At 66.7% G+C, this 24,639-nt stretch carries 22 protein-coding genes; 6 read left to right on the top strand and 16 right to left on the bottom strand.

Annotated elements, in window-relative coordinates; genetic code table 11:
• Window positions 1–24: 24 nt before the first annotated feature.
• From N2K95_RS11070 to N2K95_RS11100, 7 genes are all read right to left on the bottom strand, one after another.
• Window positions 25–840 carry a F0F1 ATP synthase subunit delta gene (locus N2K95_RS11070; protein ID WP_260651596.1) on the bottom strand — a complete coding sequence of 272 codons (816 nt, stop codon included), beginning with the start codon at window positions 838–840 and terminating at the stop codon, window positions 25–27.
• Window positions 840–1,388 carry a F0F1 ATP synthase subunit B gene (locus tag N2K95_RS11075; protein WP_146361524.1) on the bottom strand — a complete coding sequence of 183 codons (549 nt, stop codon included), beginning with the start codon at window positions 1,386–1,388 and terminating at the stop codon, window positions 840–842. The genes N2K95_RS11070 and N2K95_RS11075 overlap by 1 nt, the downstream gene beginning before the upstream one ends.
• A gap of 43 nt (window positions 1,389–1,431) precedes the next feature.
• Entirely contained in the window at window positions 1,432–1,647 is a 216-nt protein-coding gene (gene atpE / locus N2K95_RS11080; protein WP_191807777.1) for an ATP synthase F0 subunit C, read from the bottom strand.
• Window positions 1,648–1,720: 73 nt separating this feature from the next.
• Window positions 1,721–2,524: a F0F1 ATP synthase subunit A gene (atpB, locus tag N2K95_RS11085; protein ID WP_255789970.1), complete on the bottom strand. Its 804-nt coding sequence runs from the start codon at window positions 2,522–2,524 to the stop codon at window positions 1,721–1,723.
• 353 nt (window positions 2,525–2,877) lie between these two features.
• Window positions 2,878–3,360, bottom strand: coding sequence for a hypothetical protein (locus tag N2K95_RS11090; RefSeq protein ID WP_260651597.1), 483 nt, complete (start codon window positions 3,358–3,360; stop codon window positions 2,878–2,880).
• Between the two features lie 123 nt (window positions 3,361–3,483).
• On the bottom strand, window positions 3,484–4,479 hold the full coding sequence (locus N2K95_RS11095) for an MraY family glycosyltransferase (RefSeq protein WP_260651598.1): 996 nt from the start codon (window positions 4,477–4,479) through the stop codon (window positions 3,484–3,486).
• Window positions 4,479–6,410: a polysaccharide biosynthesis protein gene (locus N2K95_RS11100; protein ID WP_260651599.1), complete on the bottom strand. Its 1,932-nt coding sequence runs from the start codon at window positions 6,408–6,410 to the stop codon at window positions 4,479–4,481. The genes N2K95_RS11095 and N2K95_RS11100 overlap by 1 nt, the downstream gene beginning before the upstream one ends.
• 154 nt (window positions 6,411–6,564) lie before the next feature.
• Between N2K95_RS11100 and N2K95_RS11105 the strand changes: the two genes are divergently transcribed.
• From N2K95_RS11105 to N2K95_RS11115, 3 genes are read left to right on the top strand one after another with little or no spacing between them, the layout of a single operon-like run.
• Window positions 6,565–7,464 (top strand): glycosyltransferase, encoded by a 900-nt coding sequence (locus tag N2K95_RS11105; RefSeq protein ID WP_260651600.1) that lies wholly within the window; start codon window positions 6,565–6,567, stop codon window positions 7,462–7,464.
• Window position 7,465: 1 nt separating this feature from the next.
• The gene (locus N2K95_RS11110; RefSeq protein WP_260651601.1) at window positions 7,466–8,455 is read left to right on the top strand and encodes a glycosyltransferase; all 990 of its coding nucleotides are present in this window, start codon (window positions 7,466–7,468) and stop codon (window positions 8,453–8,455) included.
• Window positions 8,452–9,432: an NAD-dependent epimerase/dehydratase family protein gene (locus N2K95_RS11115; RefSeq protein ID WP_260651602.1), complete on the top strand. Its 981-nt coding sequence runs from the start codon at window positions 8,452–8,454 to the stop codon at window positions 9,430–9,432. The genes N2K95_RS11110 and N2K95_RS11115 overlap by 4 nt, the downstream gene beginning before the upstream one ends.
• A 7-nt stretch (window positions 9,433–9,439) precedes the next feature.
• On the opposite strand, the gene N2K95_RS11120 is transcribed toward N2K95_RS11115, so the two are convergent.
• From N2K95_RS11120 to argS, 9 genes are all read right to left on the bottom strand, one after another.
• A complete protein-coding gene (locus N2K95_RS11120; RefSeq protein ID WP_260651603.1) occupies window positions 9,440–10,180 on the bottom strand; it encodes an L-threonylcarbamoyladenylate synthase in 741 nt (246 codons plus the stop codon).
• Complete coding sequence (gene prmC / locus N2K95_RS11125; protein ID WP_260651604.1) at window positions 10,177–11,118, bottom strand: peptide chain release factor N(5)-glutamine methyltransferase; 942 nt, start codon at window positions 11,116–11,118, stop codon at window positions 10,177–10,179. The genes N2K95_RS11120 and prmC overlap by 4 nt, the downstream gene beginning before the upstream one ends.
• A complete protein-coding gene (gene prfA / locus N2K95_RS11130; protein WP_255789998.1) occupies window positions 11,078–12,157 on the bottom strand; it encodes a peptide chain release factor 1 in 1,080 nt (359 codons plus the stop codon). The genes prmC and prfA overlap by 41 nt, the downstream gene beginning before the upstream one ends.
• A 196-nt stretch (window positions 12,158–12,353) precedes the next feature.
• Window positions 12,354–14,579 carry a transcription termination factor Rho gene (gene rho, locus N2K95_RS11135; RefSeq protein ID WP_260651605.1) on the bottom strand — a complete coding sequence of 742 codons (2,226 nt, stop codon included), beginning with the start codon at window positions 14,577–14,579 and terminating at the stop codon, window positions 12,354–12,356.
• A 393-nt stretch (window positions 14,580–14,972) separates the two neighbouring features.
• Window positions 14,973–15,947, bottom strand: a complete 975-nt coding sequence (gene thrB / locus N2K95_RS11140; RefSeq protein WP_260653790.1) for a homoserine kinase — start codon at window positions 15,945–15,947, stop codon at window positions 14,973–14,975.
• A gap of 9 nt (window positions 15,948–15,956) precedes the next feature.
• Entirely contained in the window at window positions 15,957–17,084 is a 1,128-nt protein-coding gene (thrC, locus tag N2K95_RS11145) for a threonine synthase (RefSeq protein WP_255790003.1), read from the bottom strand.
• A gap of 3 nt (window positions 17,085–17,087) precedes the next feature.
• Window positions 17,088–18,383 (bottom strand): homoserine dehydrogenase, encoded by a 1,296-nt coding sequence (locus N2K95_RS11150; RefSeq protein WP_255790005.1) that lies wholly within the window; start codon window positions 18,381–18,383, stop codon window positions 17,088–17,090.
• 25 nt (window positions 18,384–18,408) lie between these two features.
• Window positions 18,409–19,833, bottom strand: coding sequence for a diaminopimelate decarboxylase (gene lysA / locus N2K95_RS11155; RefSeq protein WP_260651606.1), 1,425 nt, complete (start codon window positions 19,831–19,833; stop codon window positions 18,409–18,411).
• A gap of 5 nt (window positions 19,834–19,838) precedes the next feature.
• On the bottom strand, window positions 19,839–21,488 hold the full coding sequence (gene argS / locus N2K95_RS11160) for an arginine--tRNA ligase (protein ID WP_260651607.1): 1,650 nt from the start codon (window positions 21,486–21,488) through the stop codon (window positions 19,839–19,841).
• Between the two features lie 128 nt (window positions 21,489–21,616).
• On the opposite strand from argS, the gene N2K95_RS11165 reads away from it, so the two are divergent.
• From N2K95_RS11165 to N2K95_RS11175, 3 genes are read left to right on the top strand one after another with little or no spacing between them, the layout of a single operon-like run.
• A complete protein-coding gene (locus N2K95_RS11165; protein WP_260651608.1) occupies window positions 21,617–22,108 on the top strand; it encodes an FMN-binding protein in 492 nt (163 codons plus the stop codon).
• A gap of 10 nt (window positions 22,109–22,118) precedes the next feature.
• Window positions 22,119–22,988 carry an FAD:protein FMN transferase gene (locus N2K95_RS11170; protein ID WP_260651609.1) on the top strand — a complete coding sequence of 290 codons (870 nt, stop codon included), beginning with the start codon at window positions 22,119–22,121 and terminating at the stop codon, window positions 22,986–22,988.
• Entirely contained in the window at window positions 22,985–24,502 is a 1,518-nt protein-coding gene (locus N2K95_RS11175; protein ID WP_260651610.1) for an FAD-dependent oxidoreductase, read from the top strand. The genes N2K95_RS11170 and N2K95_RS11175 overlap by 4 nt, the downstream gene beginning before the upstream one ends.
• Window positions 24,503–24,639: the final 137 nt, after the last annotated feature.

Raw genomic sequence — 24,639 nt, forward strand, 5'->3', positions numbered from 1 at the left:
GGCCGTTTAGGGCCGTCAAGGTGACTAGACAGCGAGCTTTCGGCGAAGTTCAGTCAGGCGCGTCGTAACGGTGGAATCAACTACTTCATCCCCCACTGTGACACGAATGCCGCCGAGAATCGCCGGGTCCACATTGACGTTGATCTTCAGCTCGCGGCCATACAGTCCGTTGAGAGAGGACTGCAGACGCTTTTGCTGTTCCTGCGTCAGCGGACGGCTGGACTGCACTTCTGCAATCCACCGCTGCTGGCGGCCGGCTACCAGTTCCGCGAAACGCGCAACCAGTGCTGCCGGACGCAGCCCGCGCGGGGCGGTTACCGCCTGCGTCACCAGCACCTTGGCTTCGGCTCCCATACCGGGCACGATTTTCTGTGCCAGTGTGGCCTTGGCCGAGGCGGATGCCTGCGGTTCCTGCAGCGCGCGCTGCACCTCGTGGTTGGCTGCAACGGCCTGGTTGAAACGGAACAAATCGTTTTCCAGGGCTTCAAGGCCGGCCAGGCCGGGACCCTTGTTTTCCGCGACAGCGGAAACAACCGTTGCGCCCAGGGTTTCCAGGGCATCGCCGAGGTCGCGCGCAGTGCGCCACCGGGACTCCACCAGAGAAGCAACCAGCTGCTCGGCATCGGTCGAAACCTTGCCGCCGACCAGCTTGGAGACCAGGGCTGCCTTGGCAGAGGCTTCACGAGCCGGATCCGTCAGGGCACGCAGCAGGCCAGCATCGCTGTCCAGCAGGCCCAGAATTCCAAAGAGTTCCTCGGCCAGGGGCAGGGTTGCGCCGGGAAGCATGGCTTCCAGCTTCTCCTGCGCTGCGGCCAGTGACTCGCTCGATATACCTGCCATTACTTAACCGCACCTGCGTTCTGGGTTTCCAGGTCGGCAAGGAAGCGGTCAACCACACGGGCGGCACGCGCATCGTCTGCGAGGGACTCGCCGACGACCTTGCTGGCCAGCTCGGTGGCAAGGGTGCCTACTTCGCTGCGGAGGGAAACGACAGCTGCCTGGCGTTCCGCTTCGATGGCGACGTGGGACTGTTCCATGATGCGGGCGGATTCCGCGCCGGCCTTTGCCTTCAGGTCAGCGAGGATCTGGGCGCCTTCGGCGCGTGCTTCCTCGCGGATCCGGTTAGCCTCGGTACGGGCGTCGATCAGCTGCTGCTTGTATTCATCCAGGGCCGCGCTGGCCTCAGCCTGTGCGGCTTCGGCCTTCTTGAGTCCGCCTTCGATGGCCTCGGTACGCTCTGCATACGTCTTCTCGAACATCGGGACGACAAACTTGACGACGATGTACATCAGCACGGCGAAGCCAAGCAGTGTTACGAGGATCTCCCAGATGTTTGGGACCAGGGGATTCGCGCCTTCTTCGGCGGCGAGGATTAGTGCCTCGTTCATTTCAATCCGTCCTATCTACTTGGTTGGAAAATACGCGCTGACGTTAGAGAACGAACGCGAAAACCAGACCAAGGATAGCCAGTGCTTCAGTCAGGGCCAGGCCCAGGAAGGCGATGGGCTGCAGGACGCGCTGGGCTTCCGGCTGGCGGGCAACGCCGTTGATGTAGGCCGCGAAGACCAGGCCAACGCCGATGGCGCCGCCGATGGCGGACAGACCGTAGCCGACGAGGTTGATGTTGCCGTTGATTTCACCAATCATTATGGCTTTGTTCCTTTCAAGATGCCCGGAGGCAGGTTGTATGGTTCAGGGGGTTCCCCTGGAGAGGGGAGGTTTAGTGTTCCTCGGCCAGGGAGCCTTGGATGTAGATCGCAGTCAGCAGGGTAAAGACGTAGGCCTGCAGGCACTGGATCAAAACTTCGAACAGGAACATGGCGACGCCGCCTGCCAGGGTCAGCAGACCCAGCGGCTTCAGCAGTCCCTCAGCCTCGAGCAGCAGGAACGAGGTTCCGGCGCCCGCCAGCATGATGATCAGGTGGCCCGAGAGCATGGTTGCGAAGAGTCGCAGGCTGTGCGTCACCGGGCGGACCAGGAAGGTGGAGATGATTTCGATCAGCACCACGAGCGGCAGGATCGCCTTCGGAACACCGGACGGAACCACGGCGAACTTGAAGTAAGCCAGTCCGTGCTTCTTGATGCCGAGGATGATCCAGGTGAAGTACACAATCGCGGCCAGGGCGTAGGCGGTACCGACGTGCGACGTCGTCGGCAGCTGTGCCAGCGGAATGCTGCCCCACAGGTTGTTGATCAGGATGAAGAAGAACAGCGAGAACAGCAGCGGAGTGAACGCCCTGAAGTCCTTTTCGCCGATAATGTCGCGGCCGATCGAGTTGCGGACGAGGTTGTAGCTGAACTCGCCCAGGAACTGCATCCGGCCCGGGACCAACTGGCCCTTACGGGCAGCGGCTATGAAAAACCATCCGATAATGGCAACGGAGAGGAGGATAAGCAGCATCTGCTTTCCAAATCCTTCACCACTCTCGGCGCCCCAGGGAAGGATCTCAGGGAGGTGCATGTCTTCGAGGGTGGGTGGAACGAATCCCTCGTCATTGGAGGCGGGAAGCGCAAGCGCGATCAACGCGTTTCCTCTCTGCTGTGTCCATCGTTGGGCATATCATTGGCGGGCACGCATGATGTGCGCCCGTTAATTCGGTTTTGTGAAATCAATTCGATTTATCCGTATCCGGCTGTTTTCCGCCCGTTGCGGGTCGGTCTGCACCCGAGGTGCGCCTGTGTGCGAAGGCGACATAGTAGCCGCAGACCGCACCCAGGACGATACCGGCCGGTAAAATCCAGCGAGTTCCCAGGAGACTATCCAGGCTCCACCCTATCAAACCCAGGGCGATGATTCCCGCAAGCAGATACTGCACGGTTGCGCGGCGGCCGGCGGCGAGAGGCTGGAAGGCCGCTGGTCCTGATACGGGCTGATTCTTAGGCATCTGTGCCTCCTTCACGGGCGGTGTCGGTTCCGTCGCTGTAGATCAGGTGGCGGCTTCGAGAAAAGGCGCGGATCTCGGCAACCTGCCAGAGAACCACTGCGCCCACGGCCGTCAACGCAAACCATTCCCGGTGCAGCCAGACAGGAGTTCCGATGCCGAAAAGAATGACGGCGAACCCGACAACTTTAATGGCATAGGTAACCATGAACATTCCGATTGCCCCGGAGGGGTTGCTGCGTCCGACGACGTGGCCGACCAAAAGGCTGATGCCGAAGAATGCGGCAATAAGGAACCAGCCTGAAAGGGAACTCACAGCGGCACTTATGCCGGCCGTGAGGGCGGCCACAGCCGCTGCGAGGACCGCTGCACCGCCGGTGACGGCGAGGGCTGTCCCGAGGATCCCCAGCCACGGGGCCTTCGTTGGCCCGGAAGGGGTCAGGTACCCGCGGGGGCGGGAACCGTCTGCGGATCTCATGGCGTGGCGGTCTTCCTTGCTGGGTCTTCTGTAGCCGGGGGCTTTGTGACGCCGCGGGCTACCGCGACCCTTGAATTCTACAGTACATAGAAGACGCCCCCTGCTAGGGTGCGCCGGGCCCGGCTAGGCCACCGTACGGCGGGCAAACATCCGCGGCGAAGCGAGGTAGAAAGCCAGTACCGCAACGGCGAAGAGGACCCCGGCACCCGTTGCGCCGGCGCCGGCACCGGCAGTCAGCAGGCCGGTGACTCCCACGGCGAGAGTGCAGCCGGTGACGACCAGGGACACCTGCACATGGCTCAGGCCGGCGTCGGTCAGCCGCTGGTAAACGTGCTGCCGGTGAGCGGTGTACCAGCGCTCCCCCCGGCGCACGCGGCGCAGCAGCGTGGAGAAGGTATCAGCCAAATAGATCAGGATCGGGAACAGCAGGTATTCCACGTAGACGCCGGCGAGGAAGGCTGCCACGGCAATACCCGCGATGGAGGAACCCAGCAGGTAACTGCCCACGTCCCCCAGGAAGACCTGGCCACGGCCGAGGTTCCAGGGCAGGAAGGCAGCGAACGCCGCGGCAACCACTGCTCCCGTCACGGTGAGCCAGACATGGTCCGACAGTACGCCGCTGACGGAATACAGGGCTCCCACCACCAGCCCGTGCAGGCCGGAGATTCCGTTGATGCCGTCCATGAAGTTGGCGACGTTGATGTAGGCGGCTATGGCGAGGCCGCCCACGGGGACCCACCACCAGCTCTGTTCCATGGTCCAGGCCAGGCCGGCCGTTCCTGCCAGGCCGATGGCCAGCTGGGTGGCGGCCCGGGTGCGGACGGAGACGCCCCTGAAGTCCTCGATCCACCCCAGCAGCGAGGCTGCGCCGATGATGGCGATGAGGATGGCGAGCACGGACCGGTCGACGGCAACGAGGCCGGTCAGCAGTGCCAGCAGGAGACCGGCCAGCACCCCGGCGGCAGTCGTGACGCCCACCCCGCGGATGACCGCCTTGGTGTGGGAGGAGCGCTCATTGGGGATGTCCAGGACACCCATCCGGCGCAGCAGCGGAATAAACAGGAACGGCAGCAGCAGGCTGACCAGGAAGGCAGCCCCAACGCAGAGCGCCAGCAGCATCAGCCGGTCCGCCGTTCGCTGTAGGGTTCCCGCGGTCCGTCCGCGCCGTCACCCGGGGTACCGGGGCTGCGGGCCCCCGGGAGGCGCACGATCTCGCCGGCATCCGTTGCGGCCCCGTCCGTCGGAACGCTGCCGGGTTCGATGCCGCAGCGGCGCAGCCAGTCGGCAAGATCCAGGTCATCCGGGTCCAGTACGGCAACGGCTGCGTGGGAGATCTTCGGATGAAGCGGACGCGAGTCCGCTTCGCCGGTGCCGACGAGGATCTCGTGAAGCTTCTCGCCCTGGCGCAGTCCGGTGAAGACAATCTCGATGTCCTTGCCGGACATCGCGATCATGCGGCGGGCGACGTCGAGGATCTTCACGGGCTCGCCCATGTCCAGGATCATCACCTCTCCCCCGCGTCCGATCGCACCGGCCTGGATCACCAGCTGGCAGGCCTCGGGGATGGTCATAAAGAAGCGGGTCACCTCGGGGTCCGTCACGGTGACGGGCCCGCCCTGCCGGATCTGCTCGCTGAAGAGCGGAAGCATCGAACCCCGGCTGCCGATCACGTTGCCGAACCGTACCGAGACGTACTGCTCGCCGGTGGCACGGGCCATCCAGGCGGTCAGCTTCTCTGCGACGCGTTTGGAATGGCCGAGGACGGTGGTCGGGTTGGCCGCCTTGTCCGTGGAGATGTTCACGAAGTGGCGTACGTTCGCCTTGCGGGCCGCGGCCAGGACGTTCGCGGTGCCAATGATGTTGGTCTTCCACGCTTCCTGCGGGTACTGCTCCAGCAGGGAAACATGCTTCAGCGCCGCAGCATGGAAAACGACGTCGGGGCGGCGTTCCCGGAAGATGCGCTCCAGCGCCTCGGGATCACGGATGTCGGCCAGCACGGTGTCCGGGCCGTCCAGCAGGCCGCGGCCGGTGATCGAAAGCTGGGTGAGCTGCAGGCCGGTCTCGTCCCGGTCCAGCATGATCAGCTCGCCGGGGTTGAAAGCGGTGATCTGTCGGCACAGCTCGGAGCCGATGGAGCCGCCGGCACCGGTGACCAGCACCTTCCTGCCGGAAAGGTAACCGGCCACCTCGTCGACGTGGATGTCCACCGGGCGGCGCCCGATGAGGTCTTCAACCGCTACGTCACGGAAGTCGCCCAGGCCGGCGCCGTCGCCCTTGGAGAGCATGTCCTTGAGCGGCGGCAGCACCAGCACGCGCAGGTCCAGGCCTTCGGCCAGGTCGGAGACCTCGCGTACCTGCTTCGCTTCGACGTCGGCAATGGCCACGATCAGCACGGTGGCACGGGTGCGGTGCACCAGGTCGGGGAGGTCTGCGAGCTTGCCGAGGACCGGAACGGTGGCGAGCCTCAGGTGCTTCTTCGCCGGATCGTCGTCGACCAGGCCTACGGGGTAGTACGGGGACTCCGGGTCCTTCATCATCCGGGCCACCAGGGACCCGCCGAGGAAGCCGGCGCCGTACACGAGGGTGCGCTGGGCTTCCTCTCCCGGGCGTGCCTTGCTCTCCACGTACATCCGTTTGAGGTACCGGATGGCCGCCATGAACAGGCAGGCGAAGGGGAAGGCGATCATGCCGGTGCTGCGCGGAATGTCGATCACGAGGCCGAAGAGTGCGCTGGCAAGGACCAGGATGGCGGAGACAATGAGCGTCACCACGGCCAGCAGGCGCATTTCGTGGAAACTGCCGAAGCTGTAGCGGCCGCGGTAGAGGGCAAACGAATAGCCGACGATCAGCTGCGTCAGGACGGCCACGGCACAGAAGACAGCAAGTCCGCCGGGGTTGATCTGCTCAACGGTGAGTTCGTAGCGGAGCACCAGCGCAAGGCAGATGGACACGATCCAGGCCAGGGAGTCCAGCATGTACTGCGACCAGAGCCACAGGACGGGCTTTTCCTCCCGGGGAAGGTGACGGTTGTCCGTAGGTTTTTGCCTCATGGTCCTCAACGGGTAGGTACCCGGCTCTCTCGGTAGTGCGAAGAACAGGTGGAAGAATCCGGTGTAATAGACTGGAATCTATTCAGCATACTAACTGCACACCCACTCCGGTTTCGGTTTTGGCCGATCCCCCGGGTTGCCCGAAAGGACCATCTTGCCGGACACCGTGGCCGTAGCAGCAGTAACCTTCGACCGTCCCGACGACGTCAAGACGCTCCTGGAGGCACTGGCCGCGCAGAGCGGCAACATCACGTCCGTGGCGCTCGTGGACTCGGGCAAGAGCCCTGTGTCGGATATCGCTGAAAACTCATCGGCACCGGTGAACTACATCCGGTCCAACACCAACCTCGGCGGCGCCGGCGGATTCTCGCTGGCGATTCTCTCCGCCATGGCCTCAGGCGCCGAGTGGATCTGGATCATGGACGACGACGCCCATCCCGAAGATCCCGACTGTGTTTCCACCCTGCTGGCTGCGGCAAAGGAACGCGGGCTCGACGTCGTCCTGCCGCTGGTGGTGGCCCCCGGCGCGCCGGACACGCTGTCCTTCCACTTCCGCCTTGACGGGAAGCTGACCCATGACCGGGCCGAGGTTGCCGCCCGCGGCTTCCTGCCAAACGTGGGGCACTTCTTCAACGGTGCCCTGATCCGCGCGGACGTGTTTTACCGCGTAGGGCTGCCGGACCTGAGGCTGTTCATCCGCGGCGACGAGACGGATTTCATGATCCGGCTGCGCCGCGCAGGCATCGAGTTCGGCACCGTCACCACCGTCGCCCTGACGCACCCGGCTGCCTGGGCCGAAGTGCAGCCCGTCCTCGGCGACCGGATGCACGTCCTGGTTCCCGAGACACCGTTCAAGCAGTTCTACTTCTACCGCAACCGCGGCTTCCTCACCCGCCGCTACGGACGGGTGAAGTCCTTCGTGGCCGACGCCGTCGGATACCCCGTGCACTTCGCTCGGACCCGGGATCCCCGGGGCTTCGCGAACTGGCTGCGCGCGTACGCGGCAGGCATGGGCGGCCGCCGCTTCGGGCCGCCGTCGGACTTCGGGTTCTAGCGTGGCTGCCGCTTCGCCCCCGGACCAGCTGACGATCGTCATCACCACCTTCAACCGCTCCGGCTACCTCGCCGGGCTCCTGGAGAGCGTGGCGGCCCTCGACCCGGCCCCGGCTGCGGTGATCGCGGTGGACAACGCCAGCACCGATGCGACGCCGCAGGTCCTGGAAGCAGCCCGTGCAGGGTTCCCCGTTCCGCTGACCGTCCTGCGGCTGGAAACCAACACCGGCGGCGCCGGCGGATTCGCCGCCGGCGTCCAGGCCGCCCTGGACTCCGGTGCGCAGTGGCTGTGGCTGATGGACGACGACGTCGAAGTTATCCCGGATGCCGTGGCGGCACTGCGCAAGTGGACCGGCAGCTATGACTGCATCCACGGCCGGCGCTTCGACGAAACCGGTGCACCGTTTTTCTGGCAGCACCGCTTCGTCCCCTTCCTGGGCGTACACCTGCCCGTGCGGGGCAACGTTTTCCGCGACTCCCCCGTCTTCGAGACCAACGTGGGCTGCTTTGAGGGGATGCTGATCAGTGCCGCGCAGGTGCGCAGGATCGGCCTGCCGGATGCGCGCTACTTCATCAACGGGGACGACCTGATGTACGGCTGGCTGGCGTCCCTGGACCGGCCGGTGGCCTACGTCAACGATTTTGTCCTGCGCAAGGTCCGTGCGCAGAAGCAGATTGACCTCGGCATCCGGCACCTCAACGATTCCAGCGACCTCGGCCGCTTCACTTCCATGCGCAACCGGGGCCATACCGCCAGGTACCTGCAGGTCCACGGAAAGTACCACCGGTACGGATTCGCGCTGGGGACCTTCCTCACCGCCGGGAAGGAGCTGCTGCGGCTGATCGCCGTGGAGCATAAGCTCAGCGGTGCCGCCCGGCTCTGGGCCGGCTGGCGCGGCGCCCGGCGCATCCTCCGCGATCCGGCCTGGTCCCCGATGCCCCCGCTGGCGTCCGGCGAACCGGAACCCTCCACCCGAAAGCAGCAGGTTTGAGCACTCCTTCCGCCCCGCGTTCCTCCGTTCCCTCCCCCGGCCCGGCCCCTGTCTGGGTAGTCCTGGGCGCCACCGGATTCATCGGCTCGGCTGTCCGGTCCGCCCTTGCGGAGCACGGCGTGAGCGTCCGTTCCGTATCCGCACCCCGGCTGCGCGCCGAGGGCACCAGCCCCGCTGCGCTGCATGCCGAGGCCGCGGCGCTGGATACGGAACACAGCCTGCTGGTGAACGCCTTCGCCGGTGCGGACGTAGTGGTCAATGCTGCCGGGCTGGCGACGCCGGGAGCAACGGACTCACCCGAACTCCGGGGCGCCAACTCCCTGCTGCCGGCGCTGGCTGCCGACGCGGCCGATGCCGCCGGCGTCCGCCGCTTCGTGCACCTGAGCAGCGCGGCCGTGCAGGGGCACCGGCCCTTCCTGGACGAAAGCACCCATGTTGAGCCGTTTTCGGCCTACTCCCGCTCCAAGGCCCTCGGCGAACAGGTCCTCTCCGCCCGGGCGGGCGGATCCTGCAGCGTAGCCACAGTTCGGGCCACGTCGGTCCAGGGACCGGGCCGGGCGACGACGGCGAAACTGGCCCGGCTCGCGGCCTCGCCGCTGGCCTCGGTGGCCGGTCCCGGAACCGCACCCAGCCCGGTCAGCTCGGTCCATTCACTGGTCGATTTTGTCCTGCGGGTCGGCTTCCACCGCGGCCCCGTGCCTGCCGTGGTCCTGCAGCCGTGGGAGCAGGCATCGGTGTCCGCCGTGCTGGAAGCCGCCGGCGGCCGGCGTCCGGCGCACCTGCCCGCCTGGTTCTGCCGCGCGGCGCTGCGCTGCGGCTACACGGTCTCGTCCTTGGCCGGAGAGCGGCTGCACGGGGCACTGCGCCGGGTGGAGATGATGTGGTTCGGGCAGCGCCAGGAGCCCGGGTGGGCCGAGTCCACCGGCAATGTTCCCGAACCCCGAGTCCGGGAAGTCCTCGAAGCTTCCCGGAACTGACCGGCCGTTACTCTTTAGCCAGGGTCGGGTTTTTAGCCAGGCTCGGCGCCGTGCCGCCGGCTGTTTCGGCGGGGGTTGCGGCGGGCTCTTCGCCCAGGTCGAGGATCCCCGGCACCACTTCGCGCAGGGCGGCAATGCTGACGGCACCGCTGCGCACCACGCGCATCTGTTCGCCGGTGGCATCCACAATCGTGGAGGGCACTCCGTCGCTGCCGGCCACCGGACGGTGCCCGGCCTCCAGATAGACCTCCACTGATTCGCCCAGCTGCTCGCGGGCCTGGGCTGCGCTCTGCCCGGCGGGGAATCCCGTCCGGTTGGCCGAGGACACGGCCAGCGGTCCGGTGACCGCCAGCAGGTCCAGGGCGACGTCGTCGTCGGGCATCCGCAGTGCAACGGTTCCCAGTGTGTCGCCCAGATCCCAGGTCAGGGACGGCTGCGCATGGAAGATCAGGGTCAGTCCGCCCGGCCAGAAAGCACGTGCCAGAGCGCGCGCATCCTCGGAAATGTCCATGGCCAGCCCGTCCATGGTCTGCAGGCGCGGGATCAGCACGGGCGGAGGCATGCTCCGGCCGCGTCCTTTCGCAGCGAGGAGGGTCGCCACTCCCTGCGGCGAGAACGCGTCGGCGCCGATCCCGTACACGGTGTCGGTGGGAAGGACCACGCAGCTCTTCGCGGCTATCGCCCGCTGGGCCGCCGCCAGGCCTTCGCTGAGTTCCTCGGGGTTGCTGCAGTCAAAACTGGTGCTCACGTCTTCATTCTTTCATTAGGAGAAGCCTCCGGCGCGGGCCGTCGGACCGCCGATGTCGCGCGGGGGCGGTCATTGAGGTCCCGGTGGGATTCTACGTCGATCCACGCGGGATCGGCGGCAAGCAGCCGGGCGATGGCCGGAGCCTGCACTTCGGCGTGCTCCATCACGAAGTAACCGCCGGCAACCAGCAGGCGGGCAGCGGTGCGGGCGGCGGCCAGGGGCAGTTCCAGGCCGTCCGCTCCCCCGCCGTACAGGGCCATGGCCGGATCGTGCTCGGCGGCTTCGGGTTCGTTCGGCACAGCCTCTGCAGGAATGTACGGCGGATTGGACACCACCACGTCAAAGCTCGCGTTGTGGTCCGCCAGTGCGGTCCGCAGATCCTCCAGGACCAGATGGACACCCAGCGGAGCAAGGTTCCGTTCCGCCCAGGCGAACGCGAGGGGGCTGAGCTCCACGGCATGCACCTCGGCGTCGGGGACCTCCGAGGCGACCGCGGCCGCAATGGCGCCGGAGCCCGTACCCAGGTCCGCAACCTTTGCCGGACCCGCGCGGCGGGCGGCATCAATCGCCAGCTGCGCCACCGTTTCGGTCTCGGGCCGGGGCACAAACACCCCGGGGCCGACGGCCAGTTCCAGGTACCGGAAATGGGCCTTTCCCGTCAGGTGCTGCAGCGGCACCCGGGCGGCCCGCTCGGACACCAGTGTGCTGAACCCCTCGGGTGCCGGCACATCGGTGAACGCCAGCGCCCGGACCCGTCCGGGGGTCTCCCCCAGCAGATGCGCTGCCAGCAACTCGGCATCCACCCGCGGGGAAGGCACGCCGGCGGCGGCGAGTTCCGCCGCCGCCTGTTTCAGCGCTTCGGCCAGGGTGGTGCCGGTGCCGGAACCGGTGGGGCTGCTAGCTTTCGTCACCGATGGCGTCCAGCCGTGCCTGCTCATCCATTTCGATGGCGGCCTGCACTACTGCCTCGAGCTCGCCGTTCAGGACGGTGTCCAGGTTGTAGGCCTTGTAGCCGGTGCGGTGGTCCACAATCCGGTTTTCCGGGTAGTTGTAGGTCCGGATCCGCTCGGAACGGTCCATGGTGCGGATCTGCGACTTGCGGATGTCGGAGTTCGCGGCGTCGATCTTCTCCTGCTCGTGGGCGAGGATGCGGGAACGCAGCACACGCATGGCCGCTTCCCGGTTCTGCAGCTGCGACTTTTCGTTCTGCATGGCCACCACAATGCCGGTGGGCAGGTGGGTGATGCGGACGGCCGAGTCGGTGGTGTTGACGGACTGTCCGCCGGGGCCGGAGGAACGGTAGACGTCGATCTTCAGGTCGTTCTGGCTGATCGCGACCTCTTCCGGCTCGTCCACTTCGGGCAGCACCAGGACGCCGGCAGCCGAAGTGTGGATACGGCCCTGGGACTCGGTGACGGGAACACGCTGCACGCGGTGCACGCCGCCTTCGTACTTCAGGCGGGCGTAGACGCCTTCGGCCGGGTCATTGGAGTTGCCCTTGATGGCCATGGAAACATCCTTGTAGCCGCCCAGGTCGGATTCCGTGGCGGAGATGATTTCCGTACGCCAGCCGCGGTGCTCGGCATAGCGGGTGTACATGCGCAGCAGGTCTCCGGCGAACAGGGCTGCTTCGTCGCCGCCTTCGCCGCCCTTGACCTCGATGATGACGTCACGGCCGTCATTGGGGTCGCGCGGGATCAGCAGGCGGCGCAGCTTCTCCTGCGCATCCTCCAGCTGCTCCTTGAGCACGGGCACCTCTGCGGCGAATTCCGGATCCTCGTCGGCCATTTCGGCGGCGGCGGCAAGGTCATCCTCGAGTCCGTGCCAGCGGTTGTAGGCGTCCACAATCCGGCTGAGTTCGGCGTAGCGCCGTCCCAGCCGCCGGGCCAGGCCCTGGTCCGCGTGCACTGCCGGGTCGGACAGGCGCAGCTGAAGTTCAGCGTGCTCATCCAACAGGCCCTGAATGGACTCAAACATGTTCTAGATTCCTCTTTCGGCTGTGTTTCCCACAAGGCGGGATTTCCCGTCGAGCCGGGGTTCGGCGTAAGGCTGTGTTTCCCACAAGGCAGTTTATCGGTTTGTGCGCCCGCCGGTTCCCAGGCGTTAACGCACGAGCCGCCCAGGCGCCCACCCACTGATTCGCGGGAGGGAGCATGAGCGGCTCGTAGGGCAGCTAGTTGTCCTTGGTGCCCAGGGTGGTCTGCTGGACCTGCATCAGGAACTCGACGTTGGACTGCGTCTCCCGGATCTTGCCGGTGAGCAGTTCCAGCGCCTGCTGGGTGTCCAGACCGGACAGGACCCGGCGCAGCTTCCACATGATCTTGACTTCATCCGGGGAGAGCAGGTTCTCTTCGCGGCGGGTACCCGACGCGTTGACATCCACTGCCGGGAAGATGCGCTTGTCCGCCAGGTTGCGGGACAGGCGCAGTTCCATGTTGCCGGTGCCCTTGAATTCCTCGAAGATGACCTCGTCCATCTTGGACCCGGTCTCCACCAGGGCCGTGGCCAGGATGGTCAGCGAGCCGCCGTTTTCGATGTTGCGGGCAGCACCGAAGAAACGCTTGGGCGGGTACAGCGCCGACGAGTCGACACCGCCGGAGAGGATACGGCCCGACGCCGGAGCGGCCAGGTTGTAGGCACGGCCCAGGCGGGTCATGGAGTCAAGCAGCACCACGACGTCGTTGCCCATTTCCACCAGGCGCTTGGCGCGCTCGATGGCGAGCTCGGCAACCGTGGTGTGGTCATCAGCGGGGCGGTCGAAGGTGGAGGCAATAACCTCACCCTTGACCGTGCGCTGCATGTCCGTGACTTCCTCGGGACGTTCGTCCACGAGGACCATCATGAGGTGGACCTCGGGGTTGTTGATCGTGATGGCGTTGGCAATCGCCTGCAGGATCAGCGTCTTACCGGCCTTCGGCGGGGAGACGATCAGGCCGCGCTGGCCCTTGCCGATCGGAGCCACGAGGTCAATGACACGCGGGCCGATCACCTTTGCGGAGGTCTCCAGGCGCAGGCGCTCGGAGGGGTACAGCGGAACCAGCTTGGAGAACTCCACGCGGTCCTTGTTGTCCTCGGCCGGCTTGCCGTTGACGGAGGTCAGACGGACCAGTGCGTTGAACTTCTGGCGCTGGTTTCCGCCCTGGTTTTCACCTTCGCGGGGGGCGCGGATGGCGCCGACGACGGCGTCGCCCTTGCGCAGGTTGTACTTCTTCACCTGGGCGAGGGAAACGTAGACATCGTTCGGGCCCGGCAGGTAGCCGGAGGTCCGGACGAAGGCGTAGTTCTCCAGGACGTCGAGGATGCCGGCTACGGGCAGCAGGACGTCGTCGTCAGTGACCTCGACGTCGTCGACCTCGGGGTTCTGGCTGCGGTTGCGGCGGCGCTCGTTACGGTCGCGGAAACGGTCGTTCCGGTCGCCGCGCTCATTGCGCTCGTTGCGGTTCCGGTTGCGGCGGTTGCGCCCGCGTCCGTTCTCGTCATTGTCATCGCGGTTGTTGTCGCGGTCCCGGTTGTTGTCCCGGTCGCGGTTTCCGCCGTTGTCGCGGTTGTTGTCGCGGTCGCGGTTGTTGTCGCGGTTGTTCTCGCGGTTTCCGCCGTTGTCACGATTGTTGTCGCGGTCACGGTTGTTGTCGCGGTTGTTCTCGCGGTTGCCGCCGTTGTCGCGGTCCGAGCGGCTGCGGCGTTCACGGCGTTCGCCGCGCTCGTCGTCGCCCTGAGAGGTCCGGTTCTCGGAACCGTTGCCTGCGGTGCCGGTGTTCGAAGCGGCGGTGTTCGAAGCACCGTTGTTCGAAGCGGCTTCTTCTGCAGGGGCCTCGGCGGCAGCGGCGGGGGCCGTGCCGTTGCTGGACTCGCTGGAGTCGCTGCGGCGGTTGCGGCTGCGGCGGTTGCCGCGCTCGCGCTGGCCCTCTTCGCGTCCGTTGTCTTCGCGTGCCTCGCGGTTCCGGGCCGGAGCCTCAGTGGTTTCCGCGGCGGGAGCGGCAGCGGGTGCCTCGGCTTCGGCTGCGGCAGCCGGAGCGGAAGTGACGACGCCGTCACTGGCCGCACGGCGGTTGCGGTTGCGGGTACGCGTGGGGCGGGTCGGCTCGGCGGACTGCTCCTCCGGAGCGGCAGCTGCCTTCTCCGGTGCGGACGCACCCTTGGCTGCGTCGTCGCCGGCCTCGCCGCGGGAACCGCGGACGGGGCGGTCGGCTACTGCGCCGCCGCGCTGGTGATTGGAAATTGCCGTCACCAGGTCCTGCTTACGCATACGGGATCCCCCGGTGATGCCGAGCTGGCCGGCAAGCGCCTGGAGCTGCGCGAGCTTAAGGCCTGCAAGGCCTGCGCTCTTGGATGTGTTCTCGCCGGTTGAACCGGCAGATGCCGAATCCACGCCTGCAGTCAGGCTAGTGGTATCTGTCACGAAGGATCCTTCCCCCTCGTCGGGCGGTCCGGCGCAATGCCGGCCGCGGTGATTGGCCCTGGCCCCAAAGATCAGACATTAGGTCAGGGTTCGCTTGGCTACCGGTCCGATGACCGGAGAAAGGCGAATCTGCTGGGTGCCTTGTTAAGAAGAATCTCCGCAGAGTCTGGTCAGCTTCGCTGCCGAACATGCGTTATTCAAGCGGGACACGCCGCTTCTTGGCGGTTCCTTGAAGGCTGCACCGAAGACTGTGCCTCCGCGGGTGGGCGATTGAATCAACGAAGATCACCGCAAGACGGGTGTAGTCACACCTGACGGCGGCAAAGTGTTTTCAACGAAAGCCCGGGGCGGCCCAAAATGGACGGCTACCTGCGGGAGCACAAAACGGGAAAATTACCGCTGGTGCCCTTCCACTCTAGCACCATCTCGCTCCACGCCAAGCCGCAGAACGCGCCAGTTTTCAGCCGATCCCGCCGCCTGCAGCTGTTCGGTCATGGCCTCTTCCGCGTCCCGTGCGGCATCCTCGCCGTCGGCAAGGCACAGCACGGTGGGACCGGCACCGGAAATCACGGCAGCGAAGCCGTCCGACCGCAGCGACTGCAGCAGCCGTGCACTGGGCAGCATCGCGGGGGCACGGAAATCCTGATGCAGCGCATCCCGGGTTCCCTCAAGCAGCAGGGACGGATCCGCGGTCAAAGCATGGATCAGCAGCGCGGCACGTCCCGCATTGGCTGCGGCGGTCCGGTGCGCCACCGTGGCGGGCAGCAGGCCGCGGGCACTCTCGGTGGACAGCTCGACGTCGGGTATCGCGACGACGGGGACCACGCTTGGGTGCACGGCAGCCCGTACCGACCGGAACACGCCGTCGGTCTCCCAGGAAATGGCAAGGTCGCCGGCAAGGGCGGGTGCCACGTTGTCCGGGTGTCCTTCAAGGGCCGAGCAGCTGTGCAGCAGACCGGCGGCATCGAGCCGTGCTTCGGCCGGCAGCAGGGAATTTGCCGCCAGCACGCCCGAGACAATGGCAGAGGCCGAGGAACCCAGACCGCGGCCGTGCGGAATGGCGTTCTCAGCGCTCAGGTGCAGGCCCTGGATGCCGTACCCCGCGTTGTTCAGGGTCCCGAGCAGAGTCCGGACCACCAGGTGCGAGGAATCCAGCGGAACGCTTCCCGCACCCTCCCCCGCCACCTCGACGAAGATGCCCTCGTTCTCGGAGGTACGCACCCGCACCGTGTCATACAGCGTGACGGCGAGGCCGAGGGAGTCGAAGCCCGGGCCGAGGTTGGCACTTGTTGCGGGCACGGACACAGTCACGTCCTGGCCCGGTGCCAGGGTCCGGGGAGCGGTGCGCGGGCCGCCGGCCACCTGCATAACCATGCCCTACTTGCCGGATCCGGCGGACGGTGCCGCTTCCAGGCCCAGCGCTGCCGCGACGCTGACAACGTCGAAGTCCACCTTGGTGGGTTCGACGTCGGAGCCGTCGGCGGTGCGCAGTGCCCACTGCGGGTCCTTGAGGCCGTGGCCGGTGACGGTGATGACGATGGTCTTGCCGGCCGGAACTTCCCCGGCGGCATGCTTCTTGAGCAGCCCGGCCACACCGGCGGCGGAGGCCGGTTCCACAAAGACGCCTTCGCGGGCGGAGAGCCAGCGGTGTGCGTCGAGGATTTCCGTGTCCGTGACGGCTTCGATCAGGCCGCCGGATTCATCGCGGGCGGCAATGGCCTGATCCCAGGAGGCAGGGTTGCCGATGCGGATGGCCGTGGCAATGGTGTCCGGATCGGTGACCGGGTGTCCCTTCACCAGCGGCGAGGCGCCTTCTGCCTGGAAGCCCCACATGTGCGGGGTCTTGGTGGCTACGGGGGCCAGTTCCTCGCCGGCCACGTTGGTCCAGGGCTTCGCGTATTCGGAGTAGCCCTTCCAGTACGCGGTGATGTTTCCGGCGTTGCCGACGGGCAGCACATGGTAGTCGGGGGCGTCGCCGAGGTAATCCACCACTTCGAAGGACGCCGTCTTCTGGCCTTCGATGCGTGCGGGGTTCACCGAGTTCACGAGGAACACCGGGTACGCTTCGGCAAGCTTGCGGGCCACTTCCAGGCAGTTGTCGAAGTTGCCGCGCACCTGGAGCAGCTGCGCCCCGTGGGCGATGGCCTGGCTGAGCTTGCCCATGGAGATCTTGCCGTCCGGCACGAGCACCGCACAGGTGATGCCCGCCTGCGTGGCGTAGGCGGCGGCCGAGGCGCTGGTGTTGCCGGTGGACGCGCAGACCACTGCCTTGGCACCGGATTCGACGGCGGCGGTCATGGCCATGGTCATCCCGCGGTCCTTGAAGGAGCCGGTGGGGTTCATGCCTTCGACCTTGAGGTAAACCTCGGAGCCGGTCAGCTCGGACAGCGCCTTGGCCCGGACCAGCGGCGTGCCGCCCTCACCAAGGGTAATGACCTCGGTGCTGTCGGTGACCGGAAGACGGTCGGCGTATTCGCGGATAACGCCGCGCCATTGGTGAGCCACGGCTCAGACTCCTTCTACCCGCATAACGGATTTGACATTCTTGATGACGTCCAGGCCCTTGATGGCCTCGACGGTTGCCGCGAGGGCGGCTTCGGGGGCACGGTGCGTAACGAAGCGCAGTTCGGCACTGCTGCCTTCACCGTGGATGGTCTGGCGCATGGTTTCGATGGACACGCCGTGTTCGGCGAACACGCGGGCGACGGCGGCCAGGACACCGGGCTGGTCCGCAACATCCAGGCCGATCGAGTAGCTGGTGGTGACCTTCTCCAGCGGCAGCGCGGGCAGGGAGCCGCTGGGCCGGCCGGCGGGAACGGGTCCGCCGAGCACAAGCCGCCGGGCTGCGGTCACAACGTCGCCCATAACGGCCGAGGCCGTGGGGGCCCCGCCTGCGCCCTGGCCGTAGAACATCAGTTCGCCGGCATTTTCGGCCTCGACGAACACGGCGTTGAAGGCCCCGTGCACGGCTGCCAGCGGATGCCGGCGCGGCAGCAGGGTGGGATGCACGCGGACGCTGACGCCTTCGCTTCCGTCGGTGTCCGGGGACTTTTCGGCAATGGCCAGCAGCTTGATGACGAAGCCCGCCTCCTGGGCGGCTTTGATGTCCTCGGCGGTGACGGAGCTGATGCCTTCGCAGGACACGGCCGAGAGGTCGAAGCCGGTGTGGAACGCCAGGGAAGCGAGGATGGCGCCCTTGGCCGCGGCGTCGTGCCCTTCGACGTCGGCGGTGGGATCCGCTTCGGCGTAGCCGAGGCGCTGGGCCTCGGCGAGGGCGTCGGCGAACTGGGCGCCGGTGGAGTCCATGGCGTCGAGGATGTAGTTGGTGGTGCCGTTGACGATGCCCATGACCTTGGTGATCCGGTCTCCGGCGAGGCTGTCCCGGATGGGGCGCAGGATCGGGATCGCCCCGGCCACGGCCGCTTCATAGGAGAGCTGGACGCCCGCGGCGTCGGCCTTTTCGTACAGGGCAGCACCGTCCGCGGCGAGCAGGGCCTTGTTGCCGGTGACGACGGCGGCTCCCGAGCCCAGGGCGTGCAGGATCAGGGTGCGGGCCGGCTCCAGGCCGCCCATCAGCTCAATCACGATGTCCGCGTCCGCCACGAGGGCCTCGGCATCCGTGGTGAACAGTTCCGCCGGCAGGTCCACGTCGCGGGGAGCATCAACGTTGCGCACCGCGATGCCGGACAGCTCCAGCCGCGCCCCGAGGCGGGCGGTGAGGTCCGCGGCGTCGTCAACGAGGATCCGGGCTACCTGCGAACCCACGTTTCCGCACCCCAGCAGGGCTACTTTCAGGGTCTTCATATGTTGTGCCAACTCCTTGCAGAGGTTAGGAAACGTCGCGTGCCAACAGGTCGTCTTCGGTCTCGCCGCGCACAATCAGCCGCGCGGCGCCGTCCCGCACGGCCACTACGGGCGGGCGGGTCAGGTAGTTGTAGTTGCTGGACAGGACCCAGCAGTACGCACCGGTTCCCGGAACGGCCAGCAGGTCCGAAGCAGTGACGTCACCGGGCAGGTAGGCGTCACGGACCACTATGTCGCCGCTTTCGCAGTGTTTGCCAACCACCCGCGAAATAACCGCGTCATTTTCGGACGTCCGCGAGGCCAGCACCGCGGAGTAATCCGCGCCGTACAGCACGGGGCGGGCGTTGTCACTCATTCCGCCGTCCACGCTGACATACCGCCGCGGGGAGGTGCCGCCGTCGGGCGTATCCACCCGCACGGTCTTGGTGGTGCCGGCGCGGTAGAGGGTGAAGGTGCTCGGGCCCGCGATGGCCCGTCCCGGTTCAATGGAGATCCGCGGCACGGCCAGGCCCAGTTCGCTGCAGGTGCTGCCGACGACGGCGGCCATTGCGTTCGCGATCTCGGCGGCCGGGCGCGGCGCGTCGGCCTCGGTGTAGGCAATGCCGTAGCCGCCGCCGAGGTCCAGTTCGGCCAGTTCCACGCCGCACCCCTGCTTCACCTCGGCCAGGAAGCCGAGCAGCCGCCGGGCGGCGAGCTCAAAGCCGGCCGATTCGAAGATCTGCGAACCGATGTGGCAGTGCACGCCCACCAGGTTCACGCCGTCGTGCTTGAGTGCCGTCTCCACTGCAGCCATGGCCGGGGACATGCCGTCCAGGTCCGGGTCAGCAACCATGGAGAGGCCGAACTTCTGGTCCTCATGGGCGGTGGCAATGAACTCGTGGGTGGAGGCGTGCACGCCAGGGGTCAGCCGTAGCATCACGTTGGCCCGCTCACCGCGGGAGGCAGCCAGGTCCCCCAGCATTTCCAGCTCACCGAGGCTGTCCACCACAATCCGGCCCAGCTCCATGTCGAGGGCACGGGTCAGTTCGGCTCGGGACTTGTTGTTGCCGTGCAGGCCGAGCTGGCTTCCGTGCAGTCCGGCGCGGCGGGCCACCGCCAGTTCCCCACCGGAGCAGGTATCCAGGCGCAGCCCCTCGGAGGACACCCAGCGTGCCACTTCGGTGCAGAGGAAGGACTTTCCGGCGTAGTAGACGTCCGCTCCGCCGCACAGCCCGGCGAATGCGGCGTCAAAGGAGTCCTTGAAGTCGCGGGCACGGGCCCGGAAGTCGGTTTCGGACATCACGAACACGGGGGTGCCGAATTCCTCGGCGATCCGGGACACGGGGATGCCGGAGATTTCCAGCTCTCCGCCGGCGCCGCGCGCCACATCCTGCGCCCACAGCTGCGGGCGCAGGGCGTTGGTGTCCTCGGGGTGGCTCAGCCACTGCGGAGCCAGGGGTGAAGCAGTCATGAAAATTACATCCGTTCGGGTGCGGAGACTCCCAGCAGGCCCAGGCCGTTGGCCAGGACCTGGCGTGCGGCCAGGTTCAGCCACAGGCGGGTGCGGTTGGTGTCGGTGATTTCCTCGTCGCCCTGGGGTGCGATGCGGCAGGCGTCGTACCAGCGGTGGTAGGTGCCGGCGATGACCTCGAGGTGGCGGGCCACGCGGTGCGGTTCGCGGAAGGCGCTGGCCTGCGCGACGACGCCGGGGTACTGGCCCAGTGCGGCCAGCAGCGCGCTTTCGGTGGGGTGGATCAGCAGCGACGCGTCGAAGGCGGAATCGTCGACGCCGGCGGCCTCGGCGTTGCGGGCCAGGGCGTAGGTGCGGGCGTGGGCGTACTGGACGTAGAACACGGGGTTCTCGTTGCTGCGCTTGGTCAGCAGGTCAAGGTCAACGTCGATGTTGGAATCGGCGGAGAAGCGGGCCAGCGTGTAGCGGGCGGCGTCCACTCCTACGGCGTCCACCAGGTCTTCGAGGGTGACCACGGTGCCGGCGCGCTTGGACATGCGTACGGGCTTGCCGTCCTTGACCAGGTTCACCATCTGGCCGATCAGTACCTCCACGCATTCCGGGTCGTGGCCCAGTGCTGCTGCGGCGGCCTTCAGACGGGCCACGTAGCCGTGGTGGTCAGCACCCAGCATGTAGACGTTCAGGTCGAAGCCGCGCTCGCGCTTGTTGTGGATGTAGGCAATGTCACCGGCAATGTAGGCGGCGTTGCCGTCCGACTTGATGACCACGCGGTCCTTGTCGTCGCCGAAGGCGGTGGAGTTCAGCCACCAGGCGCCGTCCTTTTCGTACAGGTTCTCCGAGCCCTTGAGCTGCTCGAGGAGCTTGGCCACCTGGCCGTTCTCGTGCAGCGAATCCTCGTGGAAGAAGACATCGAAGTCCACGCCGAAGTTGTGCAGGGATTCCTTGATGTCGCCGAACATGAAGTCCACGCCGACGGCGCGGAAACGTTCCTGGGCCTCGGCGTCGGGCAGTTCGGTGATGTTCGGCTCGGCGGCCAGCACGCGGTTGGCGATGTCGACGATGTACTCGCCGGCGTAGCCGTCTTCCGGGGCGGGATCGCCCTTGGCCGAGGCCAGCAGCGAGCGGGCAAAGCGGTCAATCTGCGCGCCGTGGTCATTGAAGTAGTACTCGCGGGTGACCTCTGCGCCCTGGGACTGGAACACCCGTGCCAGGGCATCGCCGACGGCGGCCCAGCGGGTGCCGCCCAGGTGGATGGGGCCGGTGGGGTTGGCGGAGACGAACTCCAGGTTGATCCGGGTGCCCTTGAGGATTTCCGACGTGCCGTAGGCGGGGCCGGCGTCGACAATCGTCTTGACCAGTTCACCGGCTGCACCGGCGTCGAGGGTGATGTTCAGGAAGCCCGGACCGGCAATGTCGACCTTGGCCACACCGGCGATCTTTTCCAGCCGGCCCTTGAGGATCTCTGCGAACTGGCGGGGGTTCATGCCGGCCTGCTTGGACAGCTGCAGGGCGATGTTGGTGGCCCAGTCACCGTGGTCCCGGTTCTTCGGACGCTCCACGCGCACCTCCCCGGGCAGCTCGATGCTGAAGTCACCGGCATCGATGGCGTCTTGGAGGCAGGCAGTTACGGCGGAGGAAAGTTCTTCAGGAGTCACCGGTTAAGCATAGCCGGGTGCGCACGGGTCCCGTTTTGTATGACAGGCCTTACTCTGTGCGGACACAGCCTCCGCAGTAATGATGCGATGTAATAAAGGGGAACAGTCCCCCATCCCCAAGGAGAACCGTGAACCGAGCGAGCAAGTCCCTGCTGTGTGCCGCTGCCGGCCTGTCCCTGCTCTCGGCGGCCGGCTGCGCTCCGGGCGAGGACACCGCCGACACAGATCCGGCTCCGGCTGAGTCTCCCGCTTCGTCGTCCGCTTCGTCGCCCGCTGAGTCATCCGCCGCTTCCTCCCCGGATGCTGCAGCCGGCTCCGGCAACTACGCCGACGGCGAGTACTCCGGCAACGGAAGCTACATCCCGCCGTCGGGCACCTCGGAGGATGTCGATGTCACGCTGCAGCTGGAAAACGGCGTAGTGACGGAACTGGACGTCGAGACCTCACAGAAGAACCCGACCTCCAAGCAGTACCAGCGTGAGTTCACCTCCGGCGTCAAGGAGCAGGTGGTCGGTAAGAGCCTGGACGAACTCGATGTGGACAAGGTGGCCGGCTCCTCGCTGACCAGCCAGGGCTTCAACCGCGCCCTGGACGCCATCCGTTCCGAAGCTACGTCCTAGGCCAGCACACGTGCACACCCTGGGGTTTGAGGCGATCGGCACGCAGTGGTCCCTGTCCACCGCTGTGCCGCTGGCTCCGGACACCCAGGCTGCCGTGGCGGATCTGGTCGACAGCTATGACCGGACCTATTCGCGCTTCCGGTCCGATTCCACCGTGGCGCGGATGGCCGAAGCAGCAGGAAGCTGGAAGCTCCCCGCCTCGGCCGCACCCCTGCTGACGCTCTTCGATACCCTGCAGCGGCTGACGGGCGGAGCAGTGAACCCGCTGGTGGGGCGCTCGCTGGAGGTGTTGGGGTACGACGCCGCGTACAGCTTCCAGCCATCGGGTCCGCCTGCCCCCGCTGCCGCCTGGGCGGAAACCGTGTCCTGGACCGCCGACGCCCGCGGCACCATGCTGACCACCGCGGCTCCGGTCACGTTCGATATCGGGGCCGCCGGGAAGGGGCAGCTCGTGGACCTCGTCAGCGCGCTTCTGGCTGATGCCGGCCACCGGGAGTATGTGGTGGATGCCGGTTCGGACCTGCGTCATGCCGGTGCTGCTCCCCTGCGTGTTGCCCTGGAGCATCCCTATGACACCACCCGGGCCATCGGGGTGGTGTCCCTTTCGGACCGGGCACTATGCGCCTCGGCCGTCAACCGGAGGCACTGGGGCGACGGCCTGCACCATGTGCTCGATGCCCGCACCGGGTCTCCGGTGGACACCGTGGCAGCCACGTGGGTTCTGGCAGCCGACGCCATGACTGCCGACGGCCTCGCCACGGCCCTGTTCTTTACCGAGCCGCGCGAACTGGTCCGCGAGTTCGCTTTCGACTACGTCCGGATGTTCACTGACGGCCGGGCCGACTATTCCCCTGCGATGGCTGGAGTCCTATTCCCATGAGCGTTTCTGCCCCTGCCGCACCGCGGACCCTGAACACTTTCCTGGGGCGCTGGACCATGTACCGCTTCACGGTCTGGGTCCTGCTGGCATTAGCTGCGTGGTCCTTTGTCCTTTCCTTCGCCGGAGTTCTGTTCTACACACCGGCAGAGCTGGGCGCGACGGCGGCGACGGCGGTGGCGTCCACGCTGATCACCAGCCGGGTGGCGGGCCTGCTGCTGCGCACCCGTCCGCAGACCGATTCCTCGTTGATCACCGGCCTGCTGCTGTATTTCCTGTTCTGGCCCAGTACCGAAGGTGCGCAGCTGGGAGCGGTGGCACTGGCGGGCGCCGTTGCGACGGCGTCGAAGTATCTGCTGGCCTTCCGCCGCCGGCACATTTTTAATCCGGCGGCAGTGGGGGCTTTCGTGGTTGCCCTGACCGGTCTGGGCGGTGCTGTCTGGTGGGTTGCGACTCCCGGCATGCTGATCGCCGTTCTTCCTGCTGCCGTTCTGGTGCTGTACCGGAACCGGCTGCTGCCGATGGCAGGGATCTTTGTTCTTACTGCAGCGGCCGTGACCATGGCCCGATTCCTTGCTGCCGGAGAGTCCCTTCCCGGCGCACTGACGACCATTGCCGTGTCCTACCCTCTGGTGTTCCTGGCCGGTTTCATGCTCACGGAGCCTCTGACCCTGCCTCCGCTTCGCGTTCAGCGCCTGTTGGAGGCCGCCGTCGTCGGTGTGCTTTTCTCCGTGCCGTTGTCTCTGGGCCCCGTGATGATGTCTCCGGAACTGGCCCTGCTGGCGGGGAACCTGCTGGCCTTTGCGATGGGCCAGCGCGGAGCTGTCCGGCTGCGGCTGCTCGAGACCCGCGAGCTGACTCCGACTGCCCGGGAACTGGTGTTCGAGCCGTCCCGTCCTGTCCGTTTCCGTGCCGGCCAGTACGTCGAGCTTGCCGTGCCGCACTTCGAGCCGGACTCGCGGGGATCCCGGCGTATTTTCAGCATCACCACGCCTCCCGCCGAACCCGGCACGGTAGCGGTGGGGCTGCGCGTGGCTGATTCAGGGAGCAGCTTCAAGACTGCCCTGCTGCGGATGCGGCCCGGGGCCGAGGTTGGCGCCACTACTGTCGCCGGAGATTTCCTTCTGCCCCGGGACGCGCACACTCCGGTGCTGATGATTGCGTCGGGTATCGGCATCACCCCGTTCATCAGCCAGTTGCGCCAGATACGCGGCGAGGACCGGGACATAGTGCTGGTGTATGCGGCCTCCTCCGTAGACGAGCTCGCTTATGCCGGGGAACTGCGGGAACTGAACGTTCGGGTACTGGTCTGTACGCCCTCCGATCCCGGCATCTCCGGATGGACCTGGCTGGGTCCGGTGCTGCCTGACGCGGCGGTCCTGAGCCGGGAGATTCCCGACATCAGCGGCCGGGCTGTGTATGTTTCCGGCTCACCCCGTGCCGTGGCTGCGGCACGGAAGGCTGTCCGCGGTGCCGGCGGGCGGCGGATCCGGACGGACCCGTTCCTGGGGTACTAGGCCGGAACTGTGTCGCCTATTGGGCCGCCATAAGCCGGGCTTGCCGGGCTGACCGGCCGGCCACGTCCTTCCGCCGCGGCACCTGCTCCCGCATGGTGGTTCTGCTGTCCCTTCTGTCGCTGCTGCACCTGCACCTG

The sequence above is a fragment of the Arthrobacter zhaoxinii genome, from assembly GCF_025244925.1.
GTDB classification, from domain to species: Bacteria; Actinomycetota; Actinomycetes; order Actinomycetales; family Micrococcaceae; genus Arthrobacter_B; species Arthrobacter_B zhaoxinii.

Bases quoted from the DNA above. Each gene is read 5' to 3' on its own strand.
- N2K95_RS11070 (WP_260651596.1), bottom strand. From the start codon at position 840: ATGGCAGGTATATCGAGCGAGTCACTGGCCGCAGCGCAGGAGAAGCTG.
- N2K95_RS11075 (WP_146361524.1), bottom strand. From the start codon at position 1,388: ATGAACGAGGCACTAATCCTCGCCGCCGAAGAAGGCGCGAATCCCCTG.
- atpE (WP_191807777.1), bottom strand. From the start codon at position 1,647: ATGATTGGTGAAATCAACGGCAACATCAACCTCGTCGGCTACGGTCTG.
- N2K95_RS11090 (WP_260651597.1), bottom strand. From the start codon at position 3,360: ATGAGATCCGCAGACGGTTCCCGCCCCCGCGGGTACCTGACCCCTTCC.
- N2K95_RS11095 (WP_260651598.1), bottom strand. From the start codon at position 4,479: ATGCTGCTGGCGCTCTGCGTTGGGGCTGCCTTCCTGGTCAGCCTGCTG.
- N2K95_RS11100 (WP_260651599.1), bottom strand. From the start codon at position 6,410: ATGAGGCAAAAACCTACGGACAACCGTCACCTTCCCCGGGAGGAAAAG.
- prmC (WP_260651604.1), bottom strand. From the start codon at position 11,118: ATGAGCAGGCACGGCTGGACGCCATCGGTGACGAAAGCTAGCAGCCCC.
- prfA (WP_255789998.1), bottom strand. From the start codon at position 12,157: ATGTTTGAGTCCATTCAGGGCCTGTTGGATGAGCACGCTGAACTTCAG.
- thrB (WP_260653790.1), bottom strand. From the start codon at position 15,947: ATGCAGGTGGCCGGCGGCCCGCGCACCGCTCCCCGGACCCTGGCACCG.
- N2K95_RS11150 (WP_255790005.1), bottom strand. From the start codon at position 18,383: ATGAAGACCCTGAAAGTAGCCCTGCTGGGGTGCGGAAACGTGGGTTCG.
- lysA (WP_260651606.1), bottom strand. From the start codon at position 19,833: ATGACTGCTTCACCCCTGGCTCCGCAGTGGCTGAGCCACCCCGAGGAC.
- N2K95_RS11175 (WP_260651610.1), top strand. From the start codon at position 22,985: ATGAGCGTTTCTGCCCCTGCCGCACCGCGGACCCTGAACACTTTCCTG.